Raw genomic sequence first — 12,798 nt, forward strand, 5'->3', positions numbered from 1 at the left:
AGGAAATTTGAAGCCTTAGCAGCTCGGCTTATCGCGGGCGGTTTCTAGCGCTCTGTCTGGCTGCTGCAGTCACAGAGTCATCTATTTCCCGCGGCTCAAACTCACCGTATTTGCGCTTCGCAGCGGTTGCAATAAGAAAGTCACTGACCGCAGGATTTTTTGGGAGCAGCGCACCGTGCAAATATGTGCCGATCACATTCTTAAAACGCGCACCTTCGTGCCCATCATCTGGATTATTCCCAGCCCCCTGTTTTACCCTGCCGAAGGGCTCGCAGCCGTCCCCCAAAACAGTGTTACCACTGTGATTTTCATAGCCAATAATCTCACCAAACTCATCGCTTTCAAGGACGATATTGCCGATCATGCGCGTATCTCCGCCGCGGGTCTCAACGTCTAACACACCGATCCCCCGCATATCTTCACCTCCGACGGTGAGAAAGCGATGACCGAAAAGCTGGTAGAGGCCGCAGATCATCAACATCGGCACTCCATCCTCAGCTAAGCCACGCAAAACTTCCGATTTCAATTGCAGATCTGCCGCAACCTTCAACTGCCCAGAATCTTGGCCGCCACCGCCGAGGAAAATATCAGCATCATCAGGAAGCGGATCCCCCGGGTTCACAACAACGGTTTTCGGCTGGTAGCCCTGCAACCGGATGCGCCGCTGTAGTGCGATCACATTGCCCTGATCGCCGTACATATTCATCTCGCGCGGATACAGCGAGACTATTACCAGCTCTTTACCAGCGTCTACCATACGTCCTCCACATCAGTGAGCTCGGCAAGATATTTGCGAATCTCGAGCATCGCGGTGTAGCTGCAGTAAATACGCCGCGGCACCCCGGCTGTGCGCTCCCGAAAACTGGCCACCGCTGTGCGCAGATCTTCGATTGTCTGCCCCACCGCTACCTCATCATGCTGCAGTCTTAGAGTCATGTCCCAAGCGCGCACACCCGACACAGTATCAACCCCACCAGCTTGCAGTGTTGAAAAATCGACATCCCACAACCATGACATGTCACGGCCATCGGCGTATTGATCGTTGATCGCAATCATGACAGCAACATTCTCGGGCGCAAATGAAGCCAGGCCGAGCCGGAATCCGGCCGGATTTTTCACCAACACAAGCTCAAGTTTTTCACCGTCCAGCTCCAGCTGCTCGCCTCTGCCAAAGGCCGGGCGGATCTCTGCCAGATCATGCAGCAGTTTATCGGATGCAACCGGAGTCGCATTGTGCGCCAAAATCGCACGCACTAGCGTCATCGCAGCAGCCGCGTTAAAGAGATTGTAGAGCCCTTCAAGCCGCAGGGTTGTTTCAAACTCTGCCCCGTCGATGAGATACTTAGCCCGCTGCTCCCCAACCGCTGTGAGCATAACGTCAGGCTGTTTATGCCCGGCCTTTACAGCTGTCTCAGTCGCAGCCCCATAAAGCTCCTGGTCGTTTGGAAACAGCTCCCTAAGCGACTCAGACAGCCCGAACTCAAGCACCCTAACTCGTCCGGCTGCGCTAAGTTGCACCCCGATCTCATGCAGCAGCGGGTCTTCACAATTTACGACCACAGTATCCTGCGTGGCGTCAGCGAGTTTCTTTAACAGGCTAGCGGTGTAGTCGAGCTCACCGAACCGATCAAGCTGATCACGGAGCACATTTAGCAGCAGGGTGTGACGCGGCCGCACCCTATCTATAACGTGCATCGCATGCGCTTCATCAAGCTCCAGCACCGCAATATCGGCCTTCAGTTCACCCTTCCAATTCACCTCGCCCAACGCCGCAGCAACAATACCGCGCGCAAAGTTAGAGCCGGTTTTGTTAGTGAAAACCTTAAGCCCCTGCGCTGACAGCAGCTCCACCACCATTTTCGTTGTGGTTGTTTTACCGTTCGTGCCGCTAATTGCCACAACACCGAACGGTAACTGCGCCATCAGGCGCGGCAAATATTGCGGATCGAAACGCTCAACCACTAAGCCAGGCAGCGCAGACCCTCCCCCGCGCAGCCGTGCAGCAGCGCGCACGATCCGACCGACAAAGGTAGAGAGCAAATGACGCATAAAGTTATTCTAATGTTGGCACCCGGGGCACCAGTAGAGTTTTCGCTTGCCGAATTCTTCGAGCTGGATCTCAGCACCGCAGCGCTCACACGCGGTGCCCTCCTTTTTGTAAACCCAGTGTCTAGCGTCTCGGTCTCGTAACGCCAGAGCGTACGCGGAACCGGTCAAACCGTCTTTGGTGATCATCTGCCCGACGCTAATTCCTGTTTCTAACAGATGCACCCAATCGTCCCACAGGGTCTGCAGTGTCTCGCGCGGCAGCTGATTTGCTGGAGTGTGCGGATCAAGCGCTGCACGAAACAGCATTTCGGCACGGTAGACATTGCCGATACCCGCAATAATCGCCTGATCCATCAAAACCAAACCGATAGGTGTCGGTTTTTTTGCGGCACGTTCAATGAAGCGCTCTGCTGCAGCCTGGGAAGCATCGTTTGCAGGATCCGGGCCGAGACGGTTCAAAACTCCCTGCAGCTCAGCCTCTGTCAACACTTCACAGGCCGTAGGCCCCCGCAGATCCGCGCAGACTGTCTCGGTTAACAGCCGCGCCCGCACTTGGCCCACCGGGGGTGGCGGCCATAAGCTGCCAACATCTCCAGTTTTGTCATTTTCAGCCATGCGCACTCTAGCGCGTCTTGGGGCTCCGATACTGGTCACCGAATCTTCTGCCTCGCCGTCTATTGGCGCAACAACGCCGGCCATTTGGGTCTGCCCGAAACGGCGTGCCCCACTTGTCGCCTGCTGGCCGCTGGCAGCGGTCACCCCGTGCACCTGAATAGACGGGTGCACAAGCACCTCACCGCTGAAATCCCAGGCCCCGTAGATTCCCAAGTGCACGCGCAACCACAGTTGATTCTCAAACTGTAGAAACATTTGTTTCCCGACGGCTGTCGCACGCACCATTCGCGTTCCGCTGATGAGCGCAGCGCCGTCAGCAAAACGCCCCTGCGGGCTTGTGACTTCTGTCACCCGACCCACAAAATTCGCCTCAAACTGGCGGGCGATACGGTGTACTGAATGCCCCTCAGGCACAGAAAACCTACTCAGCCGCAGGCTTGTTGACGCCCTTACCGGCAATATCACCGGTGGTTTCGTACTCGCCGAGCTGGCCAATGCGGCGCACGTGCCGCTCGTCACCTGAGAAAGACGTAGCAATAAACCTGTCAATCAAGGCGATGGCCTCTTCGGCGGTGTGCTGCCGGGCACCGATCGAGATCACATTTGCATTATTGTGCTCCCGAGCCAATTCTGCGGTGGAGAGGTTCCAGACCAAAGCAGCCCGAATCCCCCGCACCTTATTTGCGGCCATTTGCTCACCGTTGCCTGAGCCGCCAAACACAACACCAAGCGCTTCAACTCCGGCAGCCGCATCAGCTGCTACACCCAGTGCAGCGTTAATGCAAAAGGCTGGGTAGTCGTCGAGCGCATCGTATTCCTGCGGGCCGTGGTCAATCACCTCATGCCCCTGGGCAGCAAGATGCTGCTGCACTAGCTGGCTGAATTCGAGCCCCGCGTGGTCGGTTGCTACGTGAATTCGCATTTCTTACTCCCTAAAATGTTTGCGCCGTTTGCACGACGAGACTAGAACTGTGGGCGCGCGGTGCGGGTGCGCTTTAACTCATAGAAACCTTCGACCCCGGTCGCAAGCACGAGTGCGTCAAAGAGGTCGAGTGCCGCCTGCCCCTGCGGTGCGGGAGTTACAACAGGCCCGAATAGCCCCTTACCGTTGACGGCAACAATCGGGATCCCAACGTCTTTACCAACTAGCTCTAGCCCAGCAGCTGTGCTGTCACGCAGCGCCGCATCAACGCCCGAATCACCGGGCGTAAACGAGGTTTCCGCATCTGCGTAAGCAGCCAGCTCACTCGGCAGATCGAGAGCGTCGAGCGCCTCAGCGATAATTGCGTCATAATCGGTGCGCCCACCCGGGTGAATGCGCTCACCTATTTCGGTGTACAGCGCACCAACCACTTCTGCTCCGTGCGCCTGTCGCGCGGCCTCAATAACCCGTAGCGTCTGCAGACCGCCGGCGTGCATAGTCTTATGGCGGTCGCTAATTTTGTCACGCCCCTCGTTTAGGATTTTGAGGCTAAATGGACGCCAGTTCACTGTGAAACCGCGCACTTCACTAACCTCTGTGATCCAGCGGCTGGTCATCCAGCACCACGGGCAAGAGGGGTCAAACCAAAACTCAACCGACTCGGGGTTTGCGACTGTCATACCCTCGATTCTATCAGTGAGTGTGGGATAGGCTTAAGGGGTATTTGCACGCACCTATCAAAGGAGACTAACCCGTGCCAGGAACCAATCTCACCCGTGAAGAAGCCCGCGAGCGCGCCGGTTTAATCAGCGTTTCGGAGTATCACATCAAACTTGATTTAAATCAGGGTGCAAAGCAGTTTATCTCTGACACTAAGGTGCTGTTTAGCGTTAACAGTGTTGGCGCGGAAAGCTTCATTGATTTGATTGCAGATTCTGTCGAGGAAATCACTTTGAACGGGGTTGCGCTTGACGCTAATGAGGTGTTTGCTGATTCGCGGATCCGCCTACCTGAGCTTGCCGCCGAGAATGAACTGCACATTGTGAGCCGCCAGGCGTACACCAACACCGGTGAGGGGCTGCACCGTTTTGTTGATCCGGCTGATGATGAGGTTTATCTCTACACCCAATTTGAGGTGCCGGATTCACGTCGCGTGTTTCCAGTGTTTGAGCAGCCTGATTTAAAGGCACGTTTCTTTTTTACGGTTGAAGCTCCCGCCCACTGGCTCGTGGTTAGCAATCAGCCGACCCCTGAGCCTGAGGCAATCGGTGTCGCGGGCGCACAGTCGCACAAGCCCGGCGAAGCGATCGCACGCTGGGTGTTTGAGCCAACTCCGATCATGTCTAGCTACATCACTGCGATTATCGCAGGCCCTTACGAGGGTGAACGCGGGTCGCTCACAAGCAGCGACGGTCGTGAGATTCCTTTGGGTGTGTTTGCGCGCAAATCCTTGGTGGAATATCTTGACGCTGATTACATCATGGAAAAGACTCGGCAGGGTTTTGAGTTCTTCGAGAAAGAATTTGACTACCCGTACCCGTTTGCTAAATATGATCAGGTTTTCTGCCCTGAGTTCAACATGGGCGCGATGGAGAACATCGGCGCGGTAACACACACTGAGGCTTATGTGTTCCGTTCAAAAGTGACCGATGCAATGCGCGAACGTCGCGTTGTCACAATCGAGCATGAGCTTGCGCACATGTGGTTCGGTGATCTTGTCACAATGCGCTGGTGGAATGATCTGTGGCTCAATGAGTCATTTGCCGAATACACCTCAACGGTGTGCACCGCCGAGGCAACAGAGTGGCAGGATGCTTGGACGACCTTCGCTTCTCTCGAGAAAAGCTGGGCTTACCGGCAGGATCAGCTGCCTTCAACCCACCCAATTGTGGCGAAAATTCGCGACCTGGAAGATGTGCTGGCAAACTTTGATGGCATCACTTACGCTAAGGGTGCTTCGGTTCTAAAAGCGCTGGTGGCCTATGTTGGCCGCGATAACTTCCGCCGCGGTGTTGCACGATACTTTAAAAAGCACGCCTACAAGAACACCGAACTGGTTGATTTGCTGACGGAGCTTGAGGCTGAGAGCGGTCGTGATTTGAAGGCTTGGTCGAAAGCCTGGTTGGAGACTGCCGGCGTGAACACTCTGCGAGCTGATTTTGAGCTTGACAGTGACGGAAACTACACCTCATTCGCAGTCACACAGAGCGCGACCGAAGACTACCCAACAATTCGCCCACACAGCATTGTGATCGGTTTCTACAATCTAGTAGACGGCAAACTAACCCGCACCGATAGCGTGGCTGCAGATGTTGTTAGTGAACGTGTTGAAATTGCTGAGCTTGTTGGCAAGCAGCAACCTGACCTGTTGCTGCTAAACGATGACGATCTTACATACGCGAAACTCCGTTTTGATGAGCGTTCGCTACAGACGGCGCTTAAAGCAGTCAGCACTCTCGATGATTCTCTCGCGCGAGCTGTTATTTGGGGGGCGCTTTGGGACACCACGCGTGACGGTGAACTAGCCCCGCAGCTCTTTATCGACGCTGTGCTCGAGCACATTGGCGGTGAGGATCAGTCGAGCACGCTGCGTGTTGTGCTGAGTCAGCTGCGCACCGCAGCAACACTTTATGTGAAACCAGAAAACCGCGCTAGCGTTGCTGAGCGTGTAGCTGATCGCCTGTGGGTGCTTGCCAAAGAGGCTCCAGCTGGTTCGGATCGCCAGTTCCAGTTTTTCACCGCTTTCGCAGGTGCGGCAGTTTCGGCTGCGCATCTGGATACTGTTGAGGCGTTGCTTGCGGGTGAAATTGAGCTTGCAGGAATGCCGCTGGATACCGATATGAAGTGGAATCTATTGCAGGCGCTCGTAGCTGGCGGTCGTGCGGGTGAGGCTGAGATTGCAGAAATGCTCGCCTCTGATAAAACCGCAAACGGGGAGCAGGCGGCTGCAGCCTCTCGTGCTGCTGCACCAACCACCGCAGGTAAGGAGAAGGTGTGGCACGACATCTTTGAAACTGCGGGGGTTGCTAACCTGATAATTCGCTCGAGCGGCACTGGCTTTAAGCGTGCAAGCGATGTTGAGGTGCTCCGCCCATTCGTTGCTAAGTTCTTCGACAGCCTAAGCACTGTGTGGGAGACGCGCAGCTACCAAATTGCGGAGGAGCTTATCACCGGATTCTTCCCGCTGCCGTTGGCTGACGAAGAGCTGCGCGATGCTACTGCGGCATGGCTTACTGCAAACGCAGATGCAGCCCCAACTCTGCGCCGTCTTATCACGGAAGAGCTCGCTGATGTTGAGCGAGCACTGCTCGTGCAGCGCGCTGACGTCTAACCCTTCTTAGAGGTTTCGCACAAAACCGTTTGGAGTGACCCGTGGAAGCAATCTGGCTCGCAATCAGAGATTTCTTTACCGACAATGAAACAGCGTGGCGCATTCTGTTTATTCTCGTACTCGCTTTCTTCCTCTGGTGGGGTTTGCGTTTCGGAATTAAGCAGGCGGTTGATCGTTTTGTGCACGGCGTAAAGAAAGCTCAGGCAACCGATTCAACAGCCGAAATCTCCACCTCAGGGCTGGTGCGGGAGCGCGCAATTCAGCGCACCCGCACCCTCGGCGCTGTTGGGCGCAGTGTTATCACATGGATTATTGTGGCCGTCACACTCGTGCTTGTGCTGCACGAGTTCGGAATAGACCTAACCGCTATTTTGGCCTCAGCAGGCTTCATCGGCGCCGGCCTCGCATTTGGTGCGCAATCTATTGTAAAAGATGTCTTAAACGGCATATTTATGGTTTTTGAAGACCAAATTGGTGTCGGCGATTACATTACAGTGGGTGAGGTCTCAGGCACTGTTGAAGATGTGGGCGTCCGAATAACGCAGGTGCGCGCACTCGACGGCACTTTATGGTTTGTGCGAAACGGTGAGATTCTAACTCTGGGTAACATGTCGCAGGGTTACGGTCAGGCTGTGATTGACATCACCGTTGCAGCAAACACCGACCTTGAACGAGCCCAGACTGCAGCCCTGGAGTCAGCCAAACAGGCGATCCAAATTCCAGAAATCCGCCGGAAGGTAACCGGCACACCAGAAATGTGGGGTGTGCAGGCACTCGCGGGTGATAGAGCGACAATACGACTGACCATCCGCACTCGCCCTGAGGTGCAGGGCGCTGTTTCGCGCGCTGTCCGCCTGCAGATTCAGAAGTACTTCCAAGAGCAGGGTTTGGAACTCGCGCCACAGACGGTAAACATTTTAAGGCCCGGGAATGCCTAACACACCAAAACCACAGCTAACACTGCGCTCTGGCGTGACGGGCGATGCTGTCTTAGATACGGTGTGGTCACATGTTGGTGGCAGTGAAACTTTCGAAAAAATTGTGCGGGAATTCTATCGCAGGGTGCAAACCGATGAAATTTTAGCTCCGATGTATCCCGATAACGACTGGGAGGGCGCTATCTGGCGTCTCCAAAAGTTTCTCGAACAATACTGGGGTGGGCCCACCACCTACTCTGAGCAGAGAGGTCATCCACGTCTGCGCATGCGGCACGCCGCATTCCCTATCAACGCTGTCGCCCGCGACCGGTGGCTGCTACACATGAATGCTGCTTTAGATGCTGTAAAACTACCCCCGATGCACGATACAGCCATCCGCGACTACGTTACACGGGCGGCAACCGCGCTCATTAACCGCGCCGACTGACGCTGCTGTCACCTAAAACAGCCGCTATCAAAGAGAAGGATCGTGACCGTCGCTGATTGCATCCCAATCTGAAATACGGTCGTCAGAGCTTACAGGATTGTCACTTCTACCCCGTTTTTCGCTCTGCACAGTAGCTGCTTCCCGCCTCTTTTTAGAGTCTGCGACGGTGTCATATTTTGAGCGCCCCAACTGCCAGCGACGATTTCCAGCAAGCCCTAAAACAGTGGCAAGAACCAGCAAAGCAGCGCCAATATACGTGACCGCGATAACACCAGATGTTGCAATTTCAGTAACGGCGTATGTGGCTTCTTCGCCGGTAATGCCTGTCAGTTCTGCAAGCTGTTTACCACCGGCAGTAATCGGCATAATTACAAACGTAGTTACGATATATAGGCAGGCAATAGCTGCTAAACCGGTCACTATCAGGCACAGATAGCGCAGCACTCGATTCAAAGCCGGTAATGCCAGGGTTGCAGCGATAGCAGCAAGCGTCGCCGCAATCAAACTCGCGGTTGTTTCAGCGCCTGTCACGGTGAACTCATCTACGACGGCAACACCCGGCTGTAGCTTGAAATTAAACCACACCTGGCTGAGGCTTACTAACAGCAGCGCCGCACCAAAGAGCGCTACAATCACCACTGTTTTCAGCTCGGTTATTTTCCGCATGACAGTATAAATCTAACAGTCTAAGCTGCACGCAAAGTATTTGCGATGGCAACCGCTCTGAGCGGCGCAGCCGCTTTGTTTCGACACTCAGCATCTTCGCTGACAGGATCTGAATCTGCGACGAGACCGGCGCCTGCCTGCACATAGGCGGTATCCCCCTTAAGTGTCGCAGTGCGAATAGCGATCGCTAAATCAGCGTTACCCCCCAGGCCGAAATAGCCTACGACACCGCCGTAAACCCCGCGGCGCACCGGCTCGAGATCATTTATGATCCGGAGCGCCCACGGTTTTGGCGCGCCCGAGAGCGTTCCCGCAGGGAATGTTGCAACCAGTGCATCCACCGGCGAACAGTCAGCGCGCAGTTTACCCTCGACGGTTGAGGAGATGTGGGTAACATGGCTGAAACGCTCAATCTCCATAAATTCAGTCACTGCGACTGAGCCCGGCTCACACACGCGTGATAGATCGTTTCGCGACAGATCTACGAGCATGAGGTGTTCAGAACGCTCCTTCTGATCGGCGAGCAGCTCTGCTGCGAGGGCTGCATCCTCATCGGGATTCGCACCACGTGGTCTGCTGCCCGCAATCGGATGGGTGAGCACCTGCTCCCCCTGCACGGTGATAAGCGCTTCAGGGCTTGATCCAACAACTGCGAAGGGCGCGCCGGAGGCATCACTCGCGCTCAGCAAATAAAGATAAGGGCTCGGGTTCAGATGGCGTAAAACGCGGTAAACATCGAGCGGATCAGCATGGTTTTCAAGCTCAAAGCGCTGAGACAGCACCACCTGGAAGGCATCACCGTCAATTATGTGCTGTTTTGTGCGCGCAACACCCGCAAAAAACTCTTCCTGGCTTGTGCGTCGCACAGCTTCAGCAACGATTTCTTTGTCAATCACACCCACCGGGGTTGCTGCTGCCTCTCTAAGGGCTTCCTGCATGACGTCAAGACGCTGCTGCGCTAGCTGCCACTGAGATTCTGCTTCTGCCTCGCTTAAATCATTATCTGTCAGCACATTGGCGACCAGTGTAACAGTTCCCTCGCGATGGTCTATTACAGCAAGATCTGCAACAAAACCAAGGTACTGCCGCGGCACAAGCGGTTCGTCGTCAGACTGCGGTTGAATGTTTTCAAACTCGACAACACTCTCCCAGCCAAGATAGCCAACAAAGCCGCTGACCAGCGGCGGCAGCTCGGGGTGGGTTGATCCTTCCCAATGGTTATAAACCGCTGCAACAGCTGCAACCGGATCGAGATGAGACACACCACCAGGCAGCAGCCTGTTTTCATCTACCGGATTGGGAAGCGCTAGATTGGGCTCCCAGTGCGCTTTCCCCTGCCGTTCTGTGAGCACGCCGAAAGACTGCACACCGACAAAACTGTAGCGGTCAAAAATACCCTGCGCCGCTGACTCCAGCAGGAAGGTTCCTGATCGGCCGCCGGTTAGTTTGCGGTAAATGCTAACAGGGGTGTCAGCATCAGCAAACAGCTCGCGACAAACCGGGACTATTTTTTGTGTCACTCGATCCGCCGCAAAATCAGCGTAAGAAGTTGTGAGCCGCATCTTTGTCTACTCTCCCTCGGTTTCTGCGCACAAGAGCACCGGCAGGCTCCCGGTTTCAAAACAGGAGCGAGTGCCTAGGTGGCAAGCTGCGCCCAGCTGTTCAACCAGCAGCAAAAGTGTATCTCCGTCGCAGTCGTATCGAATCTCTTTAACGAACTGCTTATGACCGGAGGTGTCTCCCTTCCGCCACAGCTCGCCACGTGAACGTGACCAGTAGGTAACCCGCCCCTCGGCGAGAGTTCTGCTCAGCGCTGTTTTGTTCATCCAGGCCATCATTAGCACTTCACGAGATTCGTGATCTTGCACGATAGCTGGCACAAGGCCGTGTTCGTTAAACTGAATTTTTGCGATATCCATAAGTTAAACCCTGCTCTGTCGCACGCTGATACCGCTTTCGCGCATCGCTTCTTTTACCTCTTCGATGGTGAGGATCCCGTGGTGAAACACCGATGCAGCCAGCACCGCATCGGCACCGGCGGTGATCGCAGGGGCGAAGTCAGCAGCCCTGCCAGCACCTCCTGACGCAATTACAGGGACTGTCGAGAAGTCGGCAATCTTTTCGATGAGCTCAATATCGAACCCGGCTTTGGTGCCGTCGGCGTCCATTGAGTTCACTAATAACTCGCCAGCCCCGCGTGTGATCGCTTCTCGCGCCCAAACGAGGGCGTCCAAATCTGTCTCTTTTTTGCCACCGTGCGTGGTTACAATAAAACCTGACGGCGCACGGTCAGAGCGTTTAATATCCAGGGAAAGCACAAGCACCTGATTGCCAAACCTGTCGGCTATCTCATTCAGCAGCTCCGGCCGGGCAATTGCCGCTGAATTCACACCAACTTTATCTGCTCCCACACCCAACAGACGTGCAACATCTTCAGCGCTGCGCACACCCCCGCCGACCGTGAGCGGGATAAACACACTCTCAGCGGTGCGCTGCACGATGTCATAGGTTGTCGCACGCTCATCAACCGTTGCTGTCACATCCAGAAACGTTATTTCGTCGGCGCCCGCAGCAGCGTATTTTGCGCCTAACTCAACCGGATCACCGGCATCTTTAAGATTTAGAAAATTCACACCCTTCACGACGCGGCCAGCGGCAACGTCGAGACAGGGGATCACACGAGCGGTAACTGACATTAGCTTAAATTCTTGCCGCGTGGATTGAAGTGACGATAATGGCTTTCGCCCCGAGTTCATGCAGTCTGTCCATAATTGGTGCGGTCTCATCGCTGGGCACCATGACGCGCACCGCCACCCAGCCGGCGGTGGATAGCGGGGAGACTGTTGGCGCTTCCATGCCCGGGCTAATAGCGGTGGCCGCCTCCAATTTTTCAGCTTCGAGATCGTACTCCAGCATGACGTACTTGCGCGCAACAAGAACGCCCTCAAGGCGCTGCAGCAGCCGGTTGGTTGCCGAGTTATTCTGCGGCAGAGACGGCTCTGTTCCGATAAGGATCGCTGTTGATTCGAGGATTATCGGCCCGAAAATTGTAAGCCCTGCTGCGCGCAGTGTTGCGCCGGTTGAAACCACGTCGGCAACCGCATCGGCAACACCAAGCCGCACAGCAGATTCCACCGCCCCCTCAAGCTTTACAAGTTTTGCGCTGATGCCGCGCGCCGCAAGAAAATCACCGACAAGCTTTGGGTAGCTTGTTGCAACACGTTTACTTTCGAGCTGCGCGAGTTCGGTGATTTCAGTTGCCGGGGCGGCAAATCTGAAAGTTGAGTCAGCAAAGTCTAGCGACCTTATTTCTGTCGCCTCAGTGTTTGAATCAAGCAGCAGATCGCGCCCGGTGATACCAACATCAACCGCGCCAGAACCAACATAGGTGGCAATATCGCGGGGGCGCAGATAGAAAAACTCAACCCCGTTGCGCTCATCAACCGAGATTAGGGTGCGACTGTCGCGACGCCCGCGGTATCCAGCTTCAGTAAGCATTTGTGCCGCTGTCTCTGAGAGAGAGCCTTTGTTTGGAACTGCGATTCTCAGCATTTTATTCTCGGTCAAGAGTTACAGCTCCTTATATACATCGTCTAGGGTTAGGCCTTTAGCCACCATAAGCACCTGCAGGTGATACAGTAACTGACTTATTTCTTCCGCCAATTCTGCATCACTCTCATACTCAGCTGCCATCCACACTTCGGCCGCTTCTTCAACAATTTTCTTTCCAATCTGATGCACTCCGGCGTCAAGTCGCGCGACTGTGCCGCTGCCGGCCGGTCTGGTTAGAGCTTTTTCGCTCACTTCAGCAAACAGTTCTTCAAAAGTTTTCATTATCTCTCAGATTCCA

14 protein-coding genes are annotated in these 12,798 nt (G+C 55.0%); 3 read left to right on the top strand and 11 right to left on the bottom strand.

What is annotated here, in order from left to right; translation table 11 throughout:
- Positions 1-28: 28 nt before the first annotated feature.
- From HCR00_RS02630 to HCR00_RS02650, 5 genes are read right to left on the bottom strand one after another with little or no spacing between them, the layout of a single operon-like run.
- Entirely contained in the window at positions 29-757 is a 729-nt protein-coding gene (locus tag HCR00_RS02630) for a type 1 glutamine amidotransferase (RefSeq protein WP_167142461.1), read from the bottom strand.
- Positions 751-2,049 (bottom strand): Mur ligase family protein, encoded by a 1,299-nt coding sequence (locus HCR00_RS02635; protein WP_167142464.1) that lies wholly within the window; start codon positions 2,047-2,049, stop codon positions 751-753. The genes HCR00_RS02630 and HCR00_RS02635 overlap by 7 nt, the downstream gene beginning before the upstream one ends.
- Positions 2,050-2,058: 9 nt before the next feature.
- Positions 2,059-3,078 (bottom strand): Fpg/Nei family DNA glycosylase, encoded by a 1,020-nt coding sequence (locus HCR00_RS02640; protein ID WP_167142467.1) that lies wholly within the window; start codon positions 3,076-3,078, stop codon positions 2,059-2,061.
- 7 nt (positions 3,079-3,085) lie between these two features.
- Entirely contained in the window at positions 3,086-3,586 is a 501-nt protein-coding gene (locus HCR00_RS02645; RefSeq protein ID WP_167142469.1) for a ribose-5-phosphate isomerase, read from the bottom strand.
- Positions 3,587-3,627: 41 nt separating this feature from the next.
- Entirely contained in the window at positions 3,628-4,266 is a 639-nt protein-coding gene (locus HCR00_RS02650) for a mycothiol-dependent nitroreductase Rv2466c family protein (RefSeq protein WP_167142472.1), read from the bottom strand.
- A gap of 74 nt (positions 4,267-4,340) precedes the next feature.
- On the opposite strand from HCR00_RS02650, the gene pepN reads away from it, so the two are divergent.
- Genes pepN through HCR00_RS02665 form a run of 3 tightly spaced genes read left to right on the top strand, consistent with a single transcriptional unit; the run spans position 4,341 to position 8,282 of the window.
- Positions 4,341-6,917, top strand: a complete 2,577-nt coding sequence (gene pepN / locus HCR00_RS02655; protein WP_167142474.1) for an aminopeptidase N — start codon at positions 4,341-4,343, stop codon at positions 6,915-6,917.
- Between the two features lie 41 nt (positions 6,918-6,958).
- Positions 6,959-7,855: a mechanosensitive ion channel family protein gene (locus HCR00_RS02660; protein ID WP_166984588.1), complete on the top strand. Its 897-nt coding sequence runs from the start codon at positions 6,959-6,961 to the stop codon at positions 7,853-7,855.
- Positions 7,848-8,282, top strand: a complete 435-nt coding sequence (locus tag HCR00_RS02665; RefSeq protein WP_167142477.1) for a globin — start codon at positions 7,848-7,850, stop codon at positions 8,280-8,282. Before HCR00_RS02660 ends, HCR00_RS02665 begins: the two co-directional genes overlap by 8 nt.
- A 27-nt stretch (positions 8,283-8,309) precedes the next feature.
- On the opposite strand, the gene HCR00_RS02670 is transcribed toward HCR00_RS02665, so the two are convergent.
- From HCR00_RS02670 to HCR00_RS02695, 6 genes are read right to left on the bottom strand one after another with little or no spacing between them, the layout of a single operon-like run.
- A complete protein-coding gene (locus HCR00_RS02670) occupies positions 8,310-8,948 on the bottom strand; it encodes a Trp biosynthesis-associated membrane protein (protein ID WP_167142479.1) in 639 nt (212 codons plus the stop codon).
- 20 nt (positions 8,949-8,968) lie between these two features.
- Entirely contained in the window at positions 8,969-10,510 is a 1,542-nt protein-coding gene (locus HCR00_RS02675) for a chorismate-binding protein (protein WP_166984585.1), read from the bottom strand.
- Positions 10,511-10,516: 6 nt separating this feature from the next.
- Positions 10,517-10,867 carry a phosphoribosyl-AMP cyclohydrolase gene (gene hisI / locus HCR00_RS02680; RefSeq protein WP_166984584.1) on the bottom strand — a complete coding sequence of 117 codons (351 nt, stop codon included), beginning with the start codon at positions 10,865-10,867 and terminating at the stop codon, positions 10,517-10,519.
- A gap of 3 nt (positions 10,868-10,870) precedes the next feature.
- Positions 10,871-11,644, bottom strand: coding sequence for an imidazole glycerol phosphate synthase subunit HisF (gene hisF, locus HCR00_RS02685; protein ID WP_166984583.1), 774 nt, complete (start codon positions 11,642-11,644; stop codon positions 10,871-10,873).
- 4 nt (positions 11,645-11,648) lie between these two features.
- Positions 11,649-12,500, bottom strand: coding sequence for an ATP phosphoribosyltransferase (hisG, locus tag HCR00_RS02690; RefSeq protein ID WP_166986352.1), 852 nt, complete (start codon positions 12,498-12,500; stop codon positions 11,649-11,651).
- Between the two features lie 18 nt (positions 12,501-12,518).
- Positions 12,519-12,782, bottom strand: coding sequence for a phosphoribosyl-ATP diphosphatase (locus HCR00_RS02695; protein ID WP_166984582.1), 264 nt, complete (start codon positions 12,780-12,782; stop codon positions 12,519-12,521).
- Positions 12,783-12,798: the final 16 nt, after the last annotated feature.

Source organism: Canibacter zhoujuaniae (assembly GCF_011752005.1).
Lineage (GTDB): Bacteria > Actinomycetota > Actinomycetes > Actinomycetales > Microbacteriaceae > Canibacter > Canibacter zhoujuaniae.

Coding starts and splice junctions, on each gene's coding strand:
- HCR00_RS02670 (WP_167142479.1), bottom strand. CDS start 8,948: ATGCGGAAAATAACCGAGCTGAAAACAGTGGTGATTGTAGCGCTCTTT.
- HCR00_RS02665 (WP_167142477.1), top strand. CDS start 7,848: ATGCCTAACACACCAAAACCACAGCTAACACTGCGCTCTGGCGTGACG.
- hisG (WP_166986352.1), bottom strand. CDS start 12,500: ATGCTGAGAATCGCAGTTCCAAACAAAGGCTCTCTCTCAGAGACAGCG.
- HCR00_RS02645 (WP_167142469.1), bottom strand. CDS start 3,586: ATGCGAATTCACGTAGCAACCGACCACGCGGGGCTCGAATTCAGCCAG.
- HCR00_RS02675 (WP_166984585.1), bottom strand. CDS start 10,510: ATGCGGCTCACAACTTCTTACGCTGATTTTGCGGCGGATCGAGTGACA.
- HCR00_RS02630 (WP_167142461.1), bottom strand. CDS start 757: ATGGTAGACGCTGGTAAAGAGCTGGTAATAGTCTCGCTGTATCCGCGC.
- HCR00_RS02695 (WP_166984582.1), bottom strand. CDS start 12,782: ATGAAAACTTTTGAAGAACTGTTTGCTGAAGTGAGCGAAAAAGCTCTA.
- hisI (WP_166984584.1), bottom strand. CDS start 10,867: ATGGATATCGCAAAAATTCAGTTTAACGAACACGGCCTTGTGCCAGCT.
- HCR00_RS02650 (WP_167142472.1), bottom strand. CDS start 4,266: ATGACAGTCGCAAACCCCGAGTCGGTTGAGTTTTGGTTTGACCCCTCT.
- hisF (WP_166984583.1), bottom strand. CDS start 11,644: ATGTCAGTTACCGCTCGTGTGATCCCCTGTCTCGACGTTGCCGCTGGC.
- HCR00_RS02635 (WP_167142464.1), bottom strand. CDS start 2,049: ATGCGTCATTTGCTCTCTACCTTTGTCGGTCGGATCGTGCGCGCTGCT.